Raw genomic sequence first — 16,989 nt, 5'->3', positions numbered from 1 at the left:
GCGGGGAGAAGGTCGCGGCAGCGGGATGAGGGGCTTTTCCCCTCCTCGGTGCCTCTACTTCGCAGCCTCGACCGCCGCCACGAGTTCCGTCACCGCCTCTTCCGAGTCGAGTTCGCCGTTAAACTGGCGTGTGACCACGTCGTAGATCGCGTTCTTGACGGCAGCCGGATTGGCATGGCCGTGGGCCATGGAGCCGAAGAGCGTGCCGTTGGTATTTGCTTCCGCGAGGTCCTTGATGCCCTTCTTGCCGCAGGCGTCGAAGTCGGTATCCGGAACGTCGGTGCGGGCGGGAACGGAACCCTTGACGACGTTGAAGGCCGACTGGAAGGCCGGGCTCTCGATTGCCGAGGCCATCTGCAGCTGTGCCGGAACCTTGTCTTCCGAAACCTTGAACATCGCGAACTGGTCGGAATTGAAGGTGACCGAACCTTGCGTTCCGGGGAAGCGCATGCAGACAAAATCAGTGCCGGGCACCTTCTTCGCCTTCAGGAACTCGCCCTTCGCCCAGTCACCCATGAACTGCAGGCCGGCCTTGTTCTCGATGACCATTGCCGAGGCGAGGTTCCAGTCGCGGCCGGAGAAGTTGTCGTCCACATAGGAGCGCAGCTTCGTCATGCGGTCGAAGGCTTCCTTCATCTTGTCGCCGCCGAGCGCCGCCGGATCGAGATCGATGAAAGCCTGCTTGTAGAAGTCGTTGCCCAGCGAAAGAACGACGGCGTCGAAGATCGTCGCGTCCTGCCAGGGCTGGCCGCCATGGGCGACCGGCGTGATGCCCTGCTCCTTGAACTTGTCGAGCAGTGCGATCAGCTCTTCCCAGGTGGTCGGTTCCTTGCCGCCGGCCTTGTCGAGGGCGGCCTTGTTGATCCAGACCCAGTTGGTCGAATGGACGTTGACCGGCGCGGCGATCCAGTGTCCGTCATATTTCGAGAACTGCTGCAGTGCCGCCGGAATGACCTTGTCCCAGCCCTCCTTGGAGGCGACCTCGTCCAGATTGCCCAGCGCGCCTTCCTTGGCCCAGTCGAGAATGTCGAAGCCGAGCATCTGCACGGCCGTCGGCGCGTTGCCAGCGGTGACGCGGGCACGAAGCACCGTCATCGCTTCGGTGCCGCCGCCGCCGGCGACCGGCATGTCGGTCCAGCTGATGCCCTTGCTCTCTAGGTCCTTCTTGAGGACGTCGAGGGCCGCGGCTTCGCCGCCGGACGTCCACCAGTGCAGTACTTCCACATTCTCGGCTGCCTCCGCAGCTGTCGCCGCCAACATCAGTGCTGCAACAGCAGTCGTCGTCATGAACTTGCGCATCGTTATCCTCCCGTTTGCAAGTTTCCGAAGCGGAACCTCCTCCGCTCTTTTCCGGTGCCGCCCGGTTCCCGCGGACGGCTGGCCTGCGACTGACGTCACCCGGCCAATTCAAGACGTTACACCCTTTCGGCGATTACGAAACCTCGCCCCTTCCCTTCTTCAGCGCGGCATCCACCAGTTGCTGCGCCGGCCGATATGCATGTTGAGCGTCTTCGTCTCCGTATAGTCCTCGACCGCATGGCGACCGAGCTCGCGGCCGAGACCGGATTGCCGATAGCCGCCGAAAGGCAGCTCCGATGCGCCATCCATGAAGGTGTTCATCCAGACCGTGCCGGCGCGTACGCGCCGCCCGATCGTCAGGCAGGTGTCGAAGTCGCGGCTCCAGACCCCGGCGGAAAGCCCGTAATCGATCGAATTGGCGATCCGGATCGCCTCTTCCGTCTTCTCGAAAGTCAGAACGGAGAGAACCGGCCCGAAGACTTCCTCCCGGGCCACGGCCATTTCGGGCCGAACGGCCGACAGAATGGTCGGGGCCATGAACTGTCCCATGCCGAGATCGAGCGTGGTGCCGCCATGGGCTATTCTCGCGCCTTCGTTCGACGCCGAAGAAACATAGCCGGCGATCTTTTGCAGATGCTGCGGCGTGATGATTGCGCCAACCTGCGTTTCAGGGTCAAGCGGATCTCCGACCTTGACCTTGGCCGAGAGGCTGGCGATGCGCGCCGTCACCTCCTCGGCGATATCGCGATGCAGGATCAGCCGCGAGCCGGCATTGCAGCATTCGCCGGCATTGAAATAGGCGCCGAAGACGGCCGCATCGATGAATTCGTCCAGGTTTGCGTCCGGAAAGACGATCTGCGGATTCTTGCCCCCGAGTTCCAGCGAGACCTTCTTCAAGGTCTGCGCCGCATTGGCCATGGTCAGTCGGCCGATTCCGGTCGAGCCGGTAAAGGAGACCATGTCGACATGCGGGTGGGTGGTGAGCGGCGCGCCGGCCTCCGGCCCCGTGCCGACGATGATGTTCACGACGCCCTGGGGCACGCCGGCCGCTTGCAGGATTTCGCCGAGAACCAGCGTCGAGGCCGAGGTGAGTTCGGAGGGCTTCACCACCGTCGTGCAGCCGGCGGCAAGGGCGAAGGGAAGCTTCTGGCTGACGATCAGGAAAGGGAAGTTCCACGGCGTGATGATCGATACGACGCCGATCGGCTCGCGCAGCACGACGCCGAGCGTACCCTCCCCGAGCGTGTTGTAGCTTTCGCCCGAGAGTTCGCGGGCAAGTGCTGCCGCATAGCGCCAGATGTCGGCGGCACCCGCCAATTCGCCCTTCGCCTGGCTGATCGGCTTGCCGGATTCGACCGCATCGAGAAAAGCGAGCTCATCCGCGCGCGCGGCAATCATGTCGGCGGCCCTGAGCAGGATCAGCGATCGTTCCGATGCTGTCATGCGCGGCCACGGACCTTCGTCGAAGGCGCGCCGTGCGGCGGCGATCGCCCGCTCGGCATCCGCTTTCGCCGCCGCCTGATAGCGGCTGACGACGACGCCGTGACCCGGCGCCACGCGCTCGATCGAGCGGCCCTCGGCGCCATCCACCCACTGACCGTCGATCAGCATCCGGAATTCACGGATCTTGTAGTCGCCGAGCGCCTTCGGCCTCACCACCGCCGTCATCACCATTCTCCCTTGAAGCGAGCTTCACGCTTTTCACTGAAGGCGGCTACGCCTTCCTTGAGATCGCCGGTCTTGGCGACGAGGATCGATCCCAACGCTTCCACCGCCGCGCCCTTGTCTTCGCCGCTGGCCGAGGCGATCATCAGCTTCGATATTTCGAGCGCCGCCGGCCCGCGGCCGGCGACCCGCGCAGCGTAGTCGCGCGCCGCCTGCATGACCGCGCCGGTCTCGACCACTGCGTCGATAAGCCCCTCGGCCTTGGCTTCCGCCGCCGAGAACATCTCGCCGCCGAGCACCATGCGGCGAACGATCTGCGCGCCGAAGCGCGCGACCAGGCGCTGCGTGCCCGACCAGCCCGGAACCATGCCGAGGCTCGTCTCCGGCAGGCCGATCTTCACCTGTTTTTCGGCCAGACGTATATCCGCCGCCGCCGCAAGCTCCAGACCGCCGCCAAGCGCATGGCCGTTGAGTGCCGCGATCACCGGCATGCGCAGCGTGGCGAGCCGTTCGAAAACGCGGTGGCCGAAACGGACCCAGTCATGGCCGAAGGCGACTGGCTCCATGCCGCCCCAGGCCTTGATGTCGCCGCCGGCGGAAAAGGCCTTGCCCTCGCCGGTAAGGATCAGGACGCGCACGTCGCGCTTCGCCTCGGCCGTATCGCAGGCCGCGTCTAGCGCCTTCAGCATGCCGATGTCGAAGGCGTTGAGCTTTTCCGGCCGCGCGACCGTCATGATCGCTATGGGACCGTCGAAATCGATGCGGATGCGTTCGTCAGCCATCGTCGCCTCCCGTGAGCCGGCGCGGCGCCTTGGCGGGCAGCGTCAGGCCGATCGGCCCCTCGCCGAACAGCGCCGGATCCATCGGCTTCAGCGCGTCGGAGACGATCAGCGGAAACTCCGACTGACCAAGGATATCCGTTTCGAGATCGACGCCCGGGGCGATTTCGGTGAGCACCACGCCTTCCGGGGTCAGTTTCATCACGCAGCGCTCGGTGACATAGGTGATGTCCTGCCCCTGTTCGACGGCCCGGCGGCCGGAGAAAGTGACGTGCTCGACCGTGTTGACGAGCTTCTTGAGCTTGCCTTCCTTCTCGATCACGAGCCGCCCGTCGGCGACCGCCAGCTTCGCACCCGCATTGAACATGCCGGAGAAGACGATCTTCTTCGCCCGCGCGGTGATGTCGACGAAACCCCCCGCCCCCGCCGTTACATGCGGGCGGAAGCTGAGCTTCGAGACGTTGACGGAGCCGGTGCGGTCGATCTCCAGGAAGGAGAGCAGAGAAGCATCGAAGCCTGCGCCCTGGAAATAGGTGAACTGGTATGGCGACGGCATGAAGGCGTCCGCATTCGAGGCGCAGCCGAAGGCGAAATCGAGGAGCGGCACGCCGCCGACGGCGCCCTGTTCGATGACCCAGGTCACTGCGCCGTGCAGACCCTCTTCGATGAGGATGCGCGGGACGTTTGCGGAAATGCCGAAACCGAGATTGACCGCACTGCCCGCCTCGAGCTCCTTGGCGACGCGGCGCGCGATCACTTTCTGGATATTGAATTCCGGCAGTCGGAAGCTGTCGAGCGGACGGAATATCTCGCCGGAAATGGCGGGGTCGTAGAGCGTCTGCGTCGTCTGCTTCTGTTCGGGATCCACGACGACATAGTCGACCAGAACGCCCGGTACACGCACATCATGGGGCTTCAGCGAGCCTTCTTTGGCAATGCGTTTCACCTGGGCGATGACGATGCCGCCATTGTTGCGGGCGGCAAGCGCCTGGTCGAGGCCGCCTAGATAGGCGCCCTCGTGCTCATAGGTGAGATTGCCGCATTCGTCGGCGGTCGTCGCGCGGATGATCGCCACCTGAGGCGCGATCGCCTTGAAATAAAGCCAGTCCTCGCCCTCGAAGGAGATCTTCTTCACCACCGGTTCGGCGGCGGCTGACGCATTCATGGCGCAGCCTTCGCGCGAGGGGTCGACGAAGGTGTCGAGCCCCACCTTGGTCATGACGCCCGGGCGCTTGGCCGCCGCCTCGCGATGCATGTCGAAGAGAATGCCCGAGGGAATATTATAGGCGGCCACCTCGTTCGCGCCGATCATCTGCCAGATCAGCGGCGGTTCGGCGCTCGACGGGCCTGAGGGATAGGAGCCGCCGATGATCTTTTTCAGGAGACCCTTCCTGGCGATATGATCCACACCCTTGATGCCGCTCATGTCGCCGGCGGCGATCGGATGCAGCGTCGTCAGATCGCGCGGGTATCCGGTCGCCTCGAAGCGCTCGCCGATCGCCTTCAGCATCAGGTCCGGGCAGCCAAGCCCGCTGGAGGAGGAGACCGAAACGATTGCGCCGTCCGGAATCAAGCCGGCAGCTTCCGCAAGCGAAATATGTTTGCCCGTCATGCGCATCAAAGTCCCGTTTCGATCTCGACGGCACCGCCGGTAGCCGCCGCCTTTACCACCGCAAGCCCGGTGGCGAGCGACCAGACGCCATCCTCGCCGCTCGCCGACGGACGGCCATTGCCCCCGATCGCGGAATGGAATGCCTCGAGCGCCGTCTCGTAGAGATTGCGGTGGTCGAGCGGCAATTCGCTCTCGCCCTCTTCATTGCGCAGCACGACCGTGCCGACAGGCCGCTGCGTCATCACGTTGCGACCGATCAGCGATCCCGCGGTTCCGTGCACTTCGAGACCCGTCTCGGCAAATTTCGTGGTGAAGGCATCATGAAACTGGGCAATGACGCCGGAGCGGAAGCGGAGCACGCCCATGACCCCGTCCTCGAGTCCTTCCTTGCCCATGCCGGCGCTGTGACTGATCGCGACCGCCTCGATCGGGTCGTCGTTCAGAACGAAGCGCAGCGTGTCGGCGTCGTGCACGGTGATATCGAGAATGACGCCTCCGCCCGCCTCCGGCCTGTCGAGCCGCCAGCCCTGGAGGTGCGGCGGCAGATAGACGGCATGGAAGACCCGTGCCGCGATCGGTCGGCCGATCCGGCCCGCGGCGATCGCTTCCCGCATGGCCCGATGGGTGGCGGCGTTGCGCAAGTGATGATTGGTGCCGAGCACGACGCCGGCCTCGCAGGCCTTGAGCACCATTTCACAGCCGTCATTGAGATTCATCGCCAGCGGCTTCTCGCAGAGAACGTGCTTGCCGGCGCGGATCGCCGCGAGCGCCTGATCGTGGTGAAGCTCGTTCGTCGTGGAGATGTAGACGGCGTCCACGTCGGGATCGCCGACGAGATCGTCGACGCTCGTGACAGCCTTTACGATCCCGTTCTCGGCGGCATAGGCCTCTCCTCGTTCCGCGCTCGAACTCATCACCGAGACGACGTCGCCGCCTGCGGCGCGGATGGCGCCGATCACCCATTCGCGCGCGATCGTGCTCGCGCCGATCAGTCCCCAGCGAATCATGACGAAATCTCCTTCACTCTGCGTCCGACGGCAGCACCGCAGCTCTGACGAATGGCGAGCCGGACCGGGCTGACGATCGCTTCCGGCTCGACACGGCCGCTATTGATCTGTTTCAAGAGCAATTCCGCCGCACGCTCGCCCATGCCATGCGGATCGACCGAGACCGTGGTCAGCGCCGGCACCGCGGTCTTGGCCTCGATCACGTCATCGAAACCGATCACCGCGAAATCCTCGCCGGGCTCCAGCCGGCGCGCACGCAGCCCGTCGCAGACGCCGAAGGCGACGGCATCGTTGAAGCAGAGGGCCGCGGTCGGCCGCTCCTTCAGCATCATCGCCTGCTCGATCGCCGTCACCCCGCCGGCGCGCGAGGGCGCCGAACCGATGACCAGGTCGTCTGAGACTTGGAGGCCGGCCTCCCGAAGGGCATCGCCATAGCCGCGCATGCGCGCTTCGAAGACCGCGGTATCGGCGAAGCCTCCGAGGAAGGCGACGCGGCGATGGCCACGCTCGACCAGATGGCGCACGGCGGCAACGGCGCCGGCATGATTGTCCGAAGTCAAAGAGGATACACCGGCGCCGGGAATGTCGCGCACGACGAGCACGACCGGAATGCCGGCGGCAACGAGCGGCGCGAGATCCGCGGCTTCCGTTCCGCGCGCCGGGGATATGATGAGCCCCGACACCCCGTGCTCGCGCATCGAGGCGATGACCTCGCGCTGGCGGTCGAGCTTCTCGCTCGTATTGGCGAGGAACTGCACAAAGCCGGCGGCCTGCACGACCTCATCGACGCCGACCGCGAGCTCCGCAAAGAAGCTGTTCGTGAGATCGTTGACGACGATGCCGATGATCTTCGATCTCGCCTGGCGCAGATTGGCGGCGCTGCGATTATACACGTAGCCGAGCTCACGGATGACTGCATTGACTTTAGCCCTCGTCGATTCGTTGACGAGCGGACTTGCCTGCAGGACGAGCGACACGGTCGACTTCGACACGCCGGCGGCGCGCGCGATGTCGACAACCGTCACCCGCTCCTTCCCCATGAACATCCTCCCCGAAATTTCATCTCTCTCGTCCTTAATAATTGGAACGTTCCAATTTCGTCAAGAGGCTCCTGTTCACATTTTTTCCGGCGCCTTGGCAACGCATGGCACTGCATTTCTCCCCGTAAGCGGCTGTTATAGCTAATTCGAGAGGATTACCTCATTTCGGACTCCACAGGGGAGCGCTGCTGCTGCGAGGAGAGAGTTTCATTTTTGTCTTGAAATTTGGAACGGTCTAAATTATTCGATGCGATGAGGTAGAGGAGGACATAAGCCGATGACCAGCGTTTTTCTGCCGCGCCAGGACGGTTCGCTCGAAGAGTACCGGCTTCGGGGCGAACCGATCACCCGACCCGGAGCGGCCCCGACCTTCAACCGCATCGCCTATGCGGCCGCGCATGTCGTTTCCGATCCGCTTCGCGACAGCGACCCTTGGGGCAATCCGGCAATCGACTGGGAAGCGACGATGGCCTTCCGCCATCACCTGTGGGGGCTCGGCTTCCGGATCGCCGAGGCGATGGATACGGCGCAACGCGGCATGGGACTTACATGGACGGCGGCGCAGGAGCTGATCCGCCGCTCGCTCGCCGAAGCGCGAAGCGTTCCGGGCGCCGATCTCGCCTGCGGCGCCGGCACCGACCACCTTTCGCCGGCCGACGCGCGCTCGATTGACGATGTCATCGCGGCCTACGAGGAGCAGGTCGGCTTCGTCGAAGCCGAGGGCGGCCGGGCGATCATGATGGCGAGCCGGGCGCTCGCGCGCGTGGCGCGCTCCCCCGACGACTACCGGCGTGTCTACGGCCGCATCCTCTCCCAGACCAGGGACAAGGTCGTACTCCACTGGCTGGGCGACATGTTCGACCCGCAGCTCAAAGGCTATTGGGGCTCGGAAAACTTCGGGCAGGCACTCGAAACCATGCTGGCCATCATCGGCGAGAACAGCGCCAAGGTAGAGGGAATCAAGATTTCGCTGCTCGACAACGCCAAGGAATTGGCGCTGCGCAGCCGGCTCCCCGAGGGCGTGCTCTGCTTCACCGGCGACGATTTCAACTATGCGGAACTGATCGAGGGCGACGGCAACACGTACAGCCACGCACTGCTCGGCATCTTCGACGCCGTCGCGCCGTCGGCCTCGAAGGCGCTCGCGGCCCTCGCCGAGGGCGATCTTGCGACCTTTCGCGGCGTCATAGAGCCGACCGTGCCGCTCTCGCGCAAGATCTTCGAGGCGCCGACGCAATACTACAAGGCCGGCGTCGTCTTCCTGGCCTGGCTGAACGGCCACCAACGGCATTTCACCCTGCCGGCCGGCCTGCAATCGGCTCGCGGATTGCTCCACTATGCCGATATCTTCCGCCTGGCGGATCAGGCCAATGTGCTCGACAAGCCGGAGCTGGCTACTGAGCGGATGCACAATCTGCTGGCTGTGCTGGGGGTGGAGCAGGCATAGATCTCACCTGTCTTCATCGGGCAGGTCATGCCCCCTCGTCGCCTTCGCGACTTTCTCTCCGCAAGCGGGGCGAAGGGGCGACGGCGCGCGCGGTCCCCCTCCACACCACAGGCGTAGCCGCAATGAGATCGCCCGTGTGGCGCGTCCCCTCCCGCCGCTTGCGGGGAGAGGGTCGGGGGCAGTTACCCCCTATATTTTCAAAGACAAGAGCCTAAGCCGCCAGCCCCTTCTTCGCCAGCATCGCATCCGGGCTTGGCAGCTTGCCGCGGAAGGCCTTGTAGGCGTCTTCCGGATCGACGGAGCCGCCGACCGAGTAGATATTGTCCTTCAGTCTGGCCGCCATCGCCGGGTCGAAGGGATCGCCGGTCTCCTCGAAGGCCGCGAATGCATCGGCGTCGAGCACCTCCGACCACATGTAGGAGTAGTAGCCGGCCGAATAGCCGTCGCCGGAGAAGACGTGAAGAAAATGCGGGCTGCGGTGGCGCATGACGATCGACTGCGGCAGGCCGATCTTCTCGAGCGTCGCCGCTTCGAGCGCCATCGGATCGCCGACCTCTTCCGCCGTGTGATAGGCCATATCGACGAGCGCCGAGGCGGTAAACTCGACCGTCGCGAAACCGGAATTGAACGTCCGCGCCGCCAACACCTTGTCGAGCAGCGCCTGCGGCATCGGCTCGCCGGTCCTGTAGAGCACCGCATATTTCCGGAGAATGTCCGGCACCGTCAGCCAATGCTCGTATAGCTGCGAGGGCAGCTCCACGAAATCGCGCGCGACACCGGTACCCGAAACCGAGGGATAGGTGACATTGGAAAGCATGCCGTGCAGCGCGTGGCCGAATTCATGGAAGAGCGTGCGGGCATCGTCGATCGAGAGAAGCGCCGGCTTGCCCTCGGCGGGCTTGGCGAAGTTGCAGACATTGTACACGATCGGGATTTCGCCGATTGCGCCGTTCTCGAGCTTCAGCCTGTGCTGCGACTGAAAGGAGCTCATCCATGCGCCGGAGCGTTTCGAGGAGCGCGCGAAATAATCACCGAGGAAAAGGGCCGTGAGCCTGCCTGAGGCGTCGCGTATCTCGAAGACGCGGACGTCCGGGTGATAGGCGGGAACGCCATTCTTCTCGGTTGCGGTGATGCCGAAGAGGCGGCTGGCGACGGCGAAGCAGGCGTCGATGATCTTCTCCAGCTGCAGATAGGGCTTCAGTTCGCTTTCCGAAAAGCTGAATTTCCGGGCCCTGAATTTTTCCGCATAGTGTCGCCAGTCCCAAGGCATGACCTCGTGGTTGCGGCCCTCTTCGGCAATGAGCGTGGCGAGTTCCGCCTCCTCTTCCCGGGCCCGCGCCACCGCCTTTTCCCATACCTGCATCAGCAGGCCATTCACCGCCTCAGGGGTCTTCGCCATGGTATTGTCGAGCTTCAGCGCCGCATAATTCTCATAGCCGAGCAGTTTCGCCTTTTCCGCCCGGAGAGCGAGCGTTTCGGCGATGATGCCGCGATTGTCGGTCTCGCCGCCATTTTCGCCGCGCGCCGTCCAGGCCCTGAAAGCCTGTTCGCGCAGTTCCCGTCTTTCGGAGAAGGTCAGGAACGGCTCGATGATCGAGCGCGACAGCGTGACCGCATATTTATCTTCCTCGCCGCGCTCGCGCGCGGCCGCCGCCATCGCATCTCTCAGGAAATCCGGAATCCCCGCCAGGTCCTCTTCGCTCGACAGGATGAGCGCCCAGCCCTTCTCGTCGGCGAGAACGTTCTGCCCGAACCTGGCGCCGAGGCCGGCGAGCTTCTCGTTGATCGCCGCGAGACGCTCCTGCTCGGGCTTGTCAAGCTTGGCGCCCGCCTTCACGAAGCTCTTCCAGTGCCGTTCCAGAACGCGCATGGCTTCGACATCGAGGCCGAGCTCTTCCCGTTTCTCCCAGAGTGCGTCGATGCGGCCGAAGAGTGCCGGGTTGGTGCCGATCTTCGAATAATGGCGCGACATTTTCGGTGCGATCTCGCGCTCCAGCGCCTGAATCACCTCGTTCGTATGGGCGCCCGCCTTGCTCCAGAAGAGAGCGGAGACGCGCGAAAGTTCATCGCCGGCGATTTCCAGCGCGGCGACGGTGTTGTCGAAGGTGGGCTCCTCCGCATTGTTGGCAATGGCCTCGATCTCCGCCTCGTGACTCGCCAATGCCGCATCGAAGGCAGGCGCGAAATCCTCGTCCATGATCGCCTCGAACCGGGGCAGGCCCTCGTGTCCGGTCCAGTTGACGAGGGCGGGATTGAGCGAAGCGCTGTCGGTCATCAGGATTCCTTTCGAATGCGGGAGCGCGGCGCAAACCGCAAAGCAGGTGCTTGAAGTGGTCGATCGGCGCCGGACCGTCAAGGTTTGCGCAGGGCGAAAAGGCCGGGCGCTGCGTGCCAGACCGCCTGCGGAAAGGCACCGAAAAGAAGCGTTTCCGACATGGTGAAATCCCCGGTTGAGTTCAGCCATTCGAGCGCCGGCGGGCGATTCCGTCAAGCGGAAACAGGGTAGCGGTGACACCGGAGCACGCACAATTCTTTCGCAGACGCAATTTCCCTTGATACGAAGTTGCGCTAAGAACCCGGCCGAGTTTTCACGCGAGAAGGACTATCCATGACTGTGCGCAATCTCTTCCTTCTGCCCGGCGACGGCATCGGCCCGGAAGCCATGGCGGAAGTCCGCAAAATCATCGCTTACATGAATGCCGAGCGAGACGCCGGCTTCGTGACGGACGAGGGGCTTGTGGGCGGCTCGGCCTATGACGCCCATGGCGCGTCGATCTCCGAAGGGGATATGGCGAAGGCGCTTGCCGCCGATGCGGTGCTCTTCGGCGCCGTCGGCGGACCGAAATGGGATGCGGTGCCCTATGAGGTGCGGCCGGAAGCCGGGCTCCTGCGCCTGCGCAAGGACCTCGAGCTTTTCGCCAACCTTCGCCCCGCCATCTGCTACCCGGCGCTTGCCAACGCATCGTCGCTGAAGCCCGAGCTGGTCGAGGGCCTCGACATCCTCATCGTGCGTGAGCTGACGGGCGGCGTCTATTTCGGCGAGCCCAAGGAGATCATCAATCTCGGCAACGGCCAGAAGCGCGGCATCGACACGCAGGTCTACGACACCTACGAGATCGAGCGCATCGCCGGGGTCGCCTTCGAACTCGCCCGCACCCGCAACAATCGCGTCTGCTCGATGGAAAAGCGCAACGTGATGAAGTCGGGCGTGCTCTGGAACCAGGTCGTGACCGAGACGCACAAGGCGAAGTATTCCGACGTCCAGCTCGAGCACATGCTGGCGGATGCCGGCGGCATGCAGCTCGTGCGGCAGCCCAAGCAGTTCGACGTGATCGTCACCGACAACCTTTTCGGCGACATGCTGTCCGACGTCGCCGCCATGCTGACAGGCTCGCTCGGCATGCTGCCCTCCGCCTCGCTCGGCGCTCCGGATGCCAAGACCGGCAAGCGCAAGGCGCTCTACGAGCCGGTGCACGGCTCGGCGCCGGACATCGCCGGCAAGGGGGTCGCCAATCCGATCGCCATGATCGCTTCCTTCGCCATGTGCCTGCGCTACTCCTTCAACCTCGTGAAGGAAGCCGACGGCCTGGAGAAGGCGATCGCCAACGTGCTCGATCAGGGCATCCGCACCGGCGACATCATGGCGGAAGGTTGCCGGAAAGTCGGTACGGCCGAGATGGGCGACGCGATCCTCGCCGAGTTCAAGAGCCTCTCGGCCTGACGACTGCGCCTTCGCTCGCGGCCCGAATAGTCGAACCGCACCTCCGGCCTTGCCGGGGGTGCTTCGCGTTTACGGGGTCTTGATTTTGCCGGCCGAGCCTTCACATCCATAAGGCGAAGGAAGGAGCAAAATGAACCGACCGCTTTCACTGACCGTCTGGATCTGGCTGATGACGGTCGTCCTCGTCGTCGCCTTCACCCCGTTCGACCCGCATCTTTCCGAATGGGCGCAAGGTCTGCCGGAGGAGATCGTCGGCTTCAACCGCGCCATCACCGATATCGGCACCTTCGCCTGGATGATCTACAGCTCGGCCCTGCTGCTGCTGATCGCCTTCGTCGTCCGCCGATCCTCCGCGCGCGACACCTTGCGGCAGAGGGCGCGCGCGGCGCGCAATCTGTCCGCCTATTTCCTACTGACGATCGGCACGGCGAGCGCGCTGGTGCACGGCCTGAAATTTCTGATCGGCCGCGCCCGTCCCGAGCTCCTTGCAGATTACGGCCCCTACAGCCTCACGCCCTTTACCGGCGACACGCTGTTCGAAAGCTTCCCGTCGGGACATTCCACGGCGGCCGGCGCCTTCTTCGGCGCCTTCGCGATGGTGATGCCGCAGCTTCGGCCGCTGTTTCTGCTGCTGGCCCTGCTTGTCGGCATCTCGCGCGTCGTGGTCGGCGCGCATTACCCGAGCGATGTCGCCGCCGGCCTGCTGCTCGGGCTCTGGGTCGCGCTGATGATGGCTTTCCTCTTTGCCCGGCAGGGCTGGCTGTTCAAGCGCGGTGCGGCCGGCTGGCCTGTGCTGAGGCATGTGGAGCACGAGGCCGAGGAAAGGGAAGCCGAGTAAATCGAAAAAAAGCCGGCGCGGAAGCCGCGCCGGAGTCAGGAGAGCTGTTGAGTTGGCGGAATGGGAAACACGCTCCCATCCCGCTCCCGTCCGCCGGCTCATTCCATCGTGTGGATATCCCGGTCCTTCGTCTCGGGCAGGAACAGAAGACCGATCACCAGCGTGATGCCCGCGAAAACGATCGGGTACCAGAGGCCGTAGTAGATGTCGCCCTTTGCCGCGCTCATCGCGAAGGCCGTTGCCGGGAGCAGCCCGCCGAACCAACCATTGCCGATATGGTAGGGCAGCGACATGCCGGTATAGCGGATGCGGGTCGGGAAGAGTTCGACGAGCAGCGCCGCAATCGGGCCGTAGACCATCGTCACATAGATGACGAGCACGGTCAGTACAGCAATGATCACCGTCCAGTTGACGCGGGCCGGGTCGGCCACCATCGTGAAGGCGCCGCCCTTGTCTATGCTGTAGACCGCCATTTCGGTGGCGCTGCCGACTTCTTCCTGGGTGAGCAGCTTGTCGGCGACGAGCTTGTCGGCCGGCACCATGGCCTTTTCGCCGGCGCGCACGGCAGCGGCGTCGAGGCCAAGTTCCGGATTGGCAGCGACGAAGGCGTCGAGCTTCGATTCCGGAACCTTGGCAACGCCGCGCACCAGCGGATAGCCCGCGGCCTGCAGCGCCATGTTGATCTGCTTGCCGAAAGCCGCTTCCTCGGCCTTCGCCTTGTCGCCGGCCGCAACGGCGTCAAAGCTGGTGATCGTCGTTTCGCCGATCTTCACCGTCGCCGGTGTCCCCGCAGCCGCCGTGGTCACGACGTCATAGGGAACCGAGTTCTTGGTCAGGAAGGCGGTGGCGATGTCGCAGGAGGTGGTGAACTTCGCCGTGCCCGTCGGGTTGAACTGGAACCTGCAGTCGCCCGGAGCCGCGGTGACCGTGGCGCGAACGTTCTGCTGCGCTTCCGCAAGCGCTGGGTTGCCGGCCCAAGTCATCGCCTTGAACAGCGGGAAGTAGGTGAGCATGGCAAGCAGGAGGCCCGCCATGATGATCGGCTTGCGGCCGATCTTGTCCGACAGCCAGCCGAAGAAGACGAAAAAGCCTGTGCCGATAAGGAGCGAGGCGGCAACCATCAGGTTTGCCGACTGGCCGTCAATCTTCAGAATGCTCTGCAGGAAGAACAGCGCGTAGAACTGGCCGGAATACCAGACCACAGCCTGGCCAACGACCGCGCCGAAGAGCGCCAGAAGGGCGATCTTGGCGTTGCGCCACTGGCCGAAAGCTTCCGTCAGCGGCGCCTTCGAACCCTTGCCCTCTTCCTTCATCTTCTTGAAGGCAGGAGACTCGTTCATCTTCAGGCGGATCCAGACGGAGACGCCGAGCAGCACGAAAGAGAGCAGGAAGGGTATGCGCCAGCCCCACTCGGCAAAAGCTTCCTTGCCCAGCATGTACTGGACCAGAAGGATAACCACCAGCGAGAGGAACAGACCAAGCGTCGCCGTCGTCTGGATCCACGAGGTGAAATAGCCGCGGCGGCCGTGCGGCGCATGCTCTGCCACATAGGTCGCGGCACCCCCGTATTCACCGCCGAGCGCAAGACCCTGCAGGAGGCGGAGCCCGATCAGGATGATCGGAGCCGCAATGCCGATCGAGGCGGCACCGGGCAGGACGCCGACGAGGAAGGTCGACAGGCCCATGATCAGAATGGTGACGAGGAATGTGTATTTGCGGCCGACGAGGTCGCCCAGGCGACCGAAAACCAGCGCGCCGAACGGCCGGACAAGGAAGCCGGCGGCGAAGGCGAGAAGCGCAAAGATGTTGCGCGTGGTCTCGGGATACTGGCTGAAGAAGGTTGCACCGATATAAACGGCAAGCGAACCGTAAAGATAGAAATCATACCATTCGAAGACGGTACCGAGCGACGAGGCGAAGATGACCTTCTTCTCCTCGCCGGTCATCGGGCCAGCTTTTGTGCCGCCCGCTGTCACGACGTTTGCCATTTTGATTCCTCCACTCCAAAATCGGTCTATTGGAGCGCCCATTCCCCGGTCCGGACGTTCCTCCCTGAACGTCGGGTCCCCTTTGACATCCGGGCGTGGTGCGCCTCGCAACAAGATGTCAGAAAAGTGGCACGCGAGGCAGGGATGCTTTGGGCTTATGACTTTCGTCTAATGCCGGGGTCACCATGCTCGCGCCCGCACATCACGAAGTCTTCAATCGTGCCGCGGGCAAGCCGTGCCTTGCGTGACGACCACTAGGGAGCCTCCGCGGCTTGACTCTTGCCGAAAAGCCGGTAAGAGCAGCGGCGAACGAGGAAACCGCCATGGGACCGAAGGGTTCGTCCATCGCTGCGCTGAATTTGCCGGCCCATACCGCCGGGCGGATCAGCCATTTCTCGCTCGCGCGCAAAACCACGGCCAAAACGACGACGAAAACCGTCTGACGTCTCTGGCCCTCCGCTCTCTCCCCGGTAAGGCCGGGGACAGGAACTTCGCGGTCGCACCGCGCAGTTTCCCCCTCCACCAAACGAGGAGAGACAGAAAGAGAGCTTAGATCATGGGTTTCAAAATTGCTGTCGCAGGCGCCACCGGCAATGTCGGCCGGGAGATGCTGAACATTCTTTCCGAGCGCGGCTTTCCGGCCGACGAAGTGGTGGCGCTCGCCTCCTCGCGCTCGGTCGGCACCGAGGTCTCCTACGGCGACAAGACGCTGAAGGTGACGAACCTCGACACCTATGATTTTTCCGACACCGACATCTGCCTGATGTCGGCCGGCGGCGCCGTCTCGCAGAAATACTCGCCGAAGATCGGCCGGGAGGGTTGCGTCGTCATCGACAATTCCTCGGCCTGGCGCTACGACGCCGATGTTCCGCTGATCGTACCGGAAGTGAACGCGGACGCGATCGCGCAGTTCTCCAAGAAAAACATCATCGCCAATCCGAATTGCTCGACGGCGCAGCTCGTGGTGGCGCTGAAGCCGCTGCACGACCATGCCAAGATCAAGCGCATCGTCGTTTCCACCTATCAGTCGGTTTCCGGCGCCGGCAAGGACGGCATGGACGAGCTCTTCAACCAGACCCGCGCTGTCTTCGTCGCCGATCCGATCGAGAGCAAGAAGTTCACCAAGCGCATCGCCTTCAACGTCATTCCGCACATCGACGTCTTCATGGAGGACGGCTACACCAAGGAAGAGTGGAAGGTACTGGCCGAAACCAAGAAGATGCTCGACCCGAAGATCAAGGTGACCTGCACGGCCGTGCGCGTCCCGGTCTTCATCGGTCACTCGGAATCGGTCAACATCGAATTCGAAAACGAGATCACCGCCGACGAGGCGCGCGAGATCCTGCGCGAAGCGCCGGGCTGCCTGGTCGTCGACAAGCATGAGAACGGCGGCTATGTGACGCCTTACGAATGCGCCGGCGAGGACGCGACCTACATCTCGCGCATCCGCGAGGATGCGACGGTCGAAAACGGCCTCAACATGTGGATCGTCTCGGACAACCTGCGCAAGGGCGCGGCGCTCAACGCGGTGCAGATCGCAGAGCTGTTGATCAACCGCGGCCTGATCAAACCGCGCAAGCAGGCGGCTTGATC

Annotated in this window: 13 protein-coding genes; 5 read left to right on the top strand and 8 right to left on the bottom strand. The window is 63.8% G+C overall.

All coding sequences use genetic code 11. The features are described 5' to 3' along the window. Positions 1 to 54 precede the first annotated feature (54 nt). The 6 genes from AC5J09_RS26560 to AC5J09_RS26535 all read right to left on the bottom strand — a co-directional run bounded on the left by AC5J09_RS26560 (position 55) and on the right by AC5J09_RS26535 (position 7,402). Positions 55 to 1,299 carry an ABC transporter substrate-binding protein gene (locus AC5J09_RS26560; RefSeq protein ID WP_416385254.1) on the bottom strand — a complete coding sequence of 415 codons (1,245 nt, stop codon included), beginning with the start codon at positions 1,297 to 1,299 and terminating at the stop codon, positions 55 to 57. A gap of 159 nt (positions 1,300 to 1,458) precedes the next feature. Beyond that, positions 1,459 to 2,967, bottom strand: coding sequence for an aldehyde dehydrogenase family protein (locus tag AC5J09_RS26555; RefSeq protein ID WP_494298955.1), 1,509 nt, complete (start codon positions 2,965 to 2,967; stop codon positions 1,459 to 1,461). Further along, positions 2,967 to 3,746, bottom strand: coding sequence for an enoyl-CoA hydratase/isomerase family protein (locus AC5J09_RS26550; protein ID WP_379938388.1), 780 nt, complete (start codon positions 3,744 to 3,746; stop codon positions 2,967 to 2,969). Before AC5J09_RS26550 ends, AC5J09_RS26555 begins: the two co-directional genes overlap by 1 nt. After that, positions 3,739 to 5,361, bottom strand: a complete 1,623-nt coding sequence (locus tag AC5J09_RS26545; RefSeq protein ID WP_494298954.1) for an acyl CoA:acetate/3-ketoacid CoA transferase — start codon at positions 5,359 to 5,361, stop codon at positions 3,739 to 3,741. Before AC5J09_RS26545 ends, AC5J09_RS26550 begins: the two co-directional genes overlap by 8 nt. Beyond that, entirely contained in the window at positions 5,361 to 6,362 is a 1,002-nt protein-coding gene (locus AC5J09_RS26540; protein ID WP_018098725.1) for a 1,5-anhydro-D-fructose reductase, read from the bottom strand. Before AC5J09_RS26540 ends, AC5J09_RS26545 begins: the two co-directional genes overlap by 1 nt. Continuing rightward, positions 6,359 to 7,402, bottom strand: coding sequence for a LacI family DNA-binding transcriptional regulator (locus AC5J09_RS26535; protein WP_100672658.1), 1,044 nt, complete (start codon positions 7,400 to 7,402; stop codon positions 6,359 to 6,361). The genes AC5J09_RS26540 and AC5J09_RS26535 overlap by 4 nt, the downstream gene beginning before the upstream one ends. 277 nt (positions 7,403 to 7,679) lie before the next feature. Between AC5J09_RS26535 and AC5J09_RS26530 the strand changes: the two genes are divergently transcribed. Continuing rightward, on the top strand, positions 7,680 to 8,849 hold the full coding sequence (locus tag AC5J09_RS26530) for a dihydrodipicolinate synthase family protein (protein ID WP_494298953.1): 1,170 nt from the start codon (positions 7,680 to 7,682) through the stop codon (positions 8,847 to 8,849). A 211-nt stretch (positions 8,850 to 9,060) separates the two neighbouring features. Here AC5J09_RS26530 and AC5J09_RS26525 read toward each other — a convergent pair whose 3' ends face one another. Beyond that, complete coding sequence (locus tag AC5J09_RS26525) at positions 9,061 to 11,124, bottom strand: M3 family metallopeptidase (RefSeq protein ID WP_494298952.1); 2,064 nt, start codon at positions 11,122 to 11,124, stop codon at positions 9,061 to 9,063. Between the two features lie 333 nt (positions 11,125 to 11,457). On the opposite strand from AC5J09_RS26525, the gene leuB reads away from it, so the two are divergent. Both leuB and AC5J09_RS26515 read left to right on the top strand, forming a co-directional pair. Beyond that, positions 11,458 to 12,570 carry a 3-isopropylmalate dehydrogenase gene (leuB, locus tag AC5J09_RS26520; RefSeq protein ID WP_494298951.1) on the top strand — a complete coding sequence of 371 codons (1,113 nt, stop codon included), beginning with the start codon at positions 11,458 to 11,460 and terminating at the stop codon, positions 12,568 to 12,570. Positions 12,571 to 12,700: 130 nt separating this feature from the next. Next, positions 12,701 to 13,408: a phosphatase PAP2 family protein gene (locus AC5J09_RS26515; RefSeq protein ID WP_275597109.1), complete on the top strand. Its 708-nt coding sequence runs from the start codon at positions 12,701 to 12,703 to the stop codon at positions 13,406 to 13,408. A gap of 98 nt (positions 13,409 to 13,506) precedes the next feature. Here the strand turns inward: AC5J09_RS26515 and AC5J09_RS26510 are convergent, their stop codons facing one another. After that, a complete protein-coding gene (locus AC5J09_RS26510; RefSeq protein WP_275597108.1) occupies positions 13,507 to 15,396 on the bottom strand; it encodes an MFS transporter in 1,890 nt (629 codons plus the stop codon). Positions 15,397 to 15,668: 272 nt separating this feature from the next. Between AC5J09_RS26510 and AC5J09_RS26505 the strand changes: the two genes are divergently transcribed. Continuing rightward, the gene (locus tag AC5J09_RS26505; RefSeq protein ID WP_018098718.1) at positions 15,669 to 15,839 is read left to right on the top strand and encodes a hypothetical protein; all 171 of its coding nucleotides are present in this window, start codon (positions 15,669 to 15,671) and stop codon (positions 15,837 to 15,839) included. Between the two features lie 113 nt (positions 15,840 to 15,952). After that, positions 15,953 to 16,987: an aspartate-semialdehyde dehydrogenase gene (locus AC5J09_RS26500; protein WP_003531790.1), complete on the top strand. Its 1,035-nt coding sequence runs from the start codon at positions 15,953 to 15,955 to the stop codon at positions 16,985 to 16,987. The last annotated feature ends 2 nt before the right edge of the window (positions 16,988 to 16,989 follow it).

The sequence above is a fragment of the Sinorhizobium sp. genome (assembly GCF_059070375.1).
The sequence above is the reverse complement of the archived record's forward strand: the minus strand, read 5'-3'. Positions and strand labels throughout refer to the sequence as shown.

Excerpts from the sequence above, each read along its gene's own strand:
- AC5J09_RS26510 (WP_275597108.1), bottom strand. The coding sequence starts at position 15,396 with ATGGCAAACGTCGTGACAGCGGGCGGCACAAAAGCTGGCCCGATGACC.
- AC5J09_RS26540 (WP_018098725.1), bottom strand. The coding sequence starts at position 6,362 with ATGATTCGCTGGGGACTGATCGGCGCGAGCACGATCGCGCGCGAATGG.
- AC5J09_RS26545 (WP_494298954.1), bottom strand. The coding sequence starts at position 5,361 with ATGCGCATGACGGGCAAACATATTTCGCTTGCGGAAGCTGCCGGCTTG.
- AC5J09_RS26560 (WP_416385254.1), bottom strand. The coding sequence starts at position 1,299 with ATGCGCAAGTTCATGACGACGACTGCTGTTGCAGCACTGATGTTGGCG.
- AC5J09_RS26535 (WP_100672658.1), bottom strand. The coding sequence starts at position 7,402 with ATGGGGAAGGAGCGGGTGACGGTTGTCGACATCGCGCGCGCCGCCGGC.
- leuB (WP_494298951.1), top strand. The coding sequence starts at position 11,458 with ATGACTGTGCGCAATCTCTTCCTTCTGCCCGGCGACGGCATCGGCCCG.
- AC5J09_RS26525 (WP_494298952.1), bottom strand. The coding sequence starts at position 11,124 with ATGACCGACAGCGCTTCGCTCAATCCCGCCCTCGTCAACTGGACCGGA.
- AC5J09_RS26530 (WP_494298953.1), top strand. The coding sequence starts at position 7,680 with ATGACCAGCGTTTTTCTGCCGCGCCAGGACGGTTCGCTCGAAGAGTAC.
- AC5J09_RS26515 (WP_275597109.1), top strand. The coding sequence starts at position 12,701 with ATGAACCGACCGCTTTCACTGACCGTCTGGATCTGGCTGATGACGGTC.
- AC5J09_RS26500 (WP_003531790.1), top strand. The coding sequence starts at position 15,953 with ATGGGTTTCAAAATTGCTGTCGCAGGCGCCACCGGCAATGTCGGCCGG.
- AC5J09_RS26555 (WP_494298955.1), bottom strand. The coding sequence starts at position 2,967 with ATGACGGCGGTGGTGAGGCCGAAGGCGCTCGGCGACTACAAGATCCGT.
- AC5J09_RS26550 (WP_379938388.1), bottom strand. The coding sequence starts at position 3,746 with ATGGCTGACGAACGCATCCGCATCGATTTCGACGGTCCCATAGCGATC.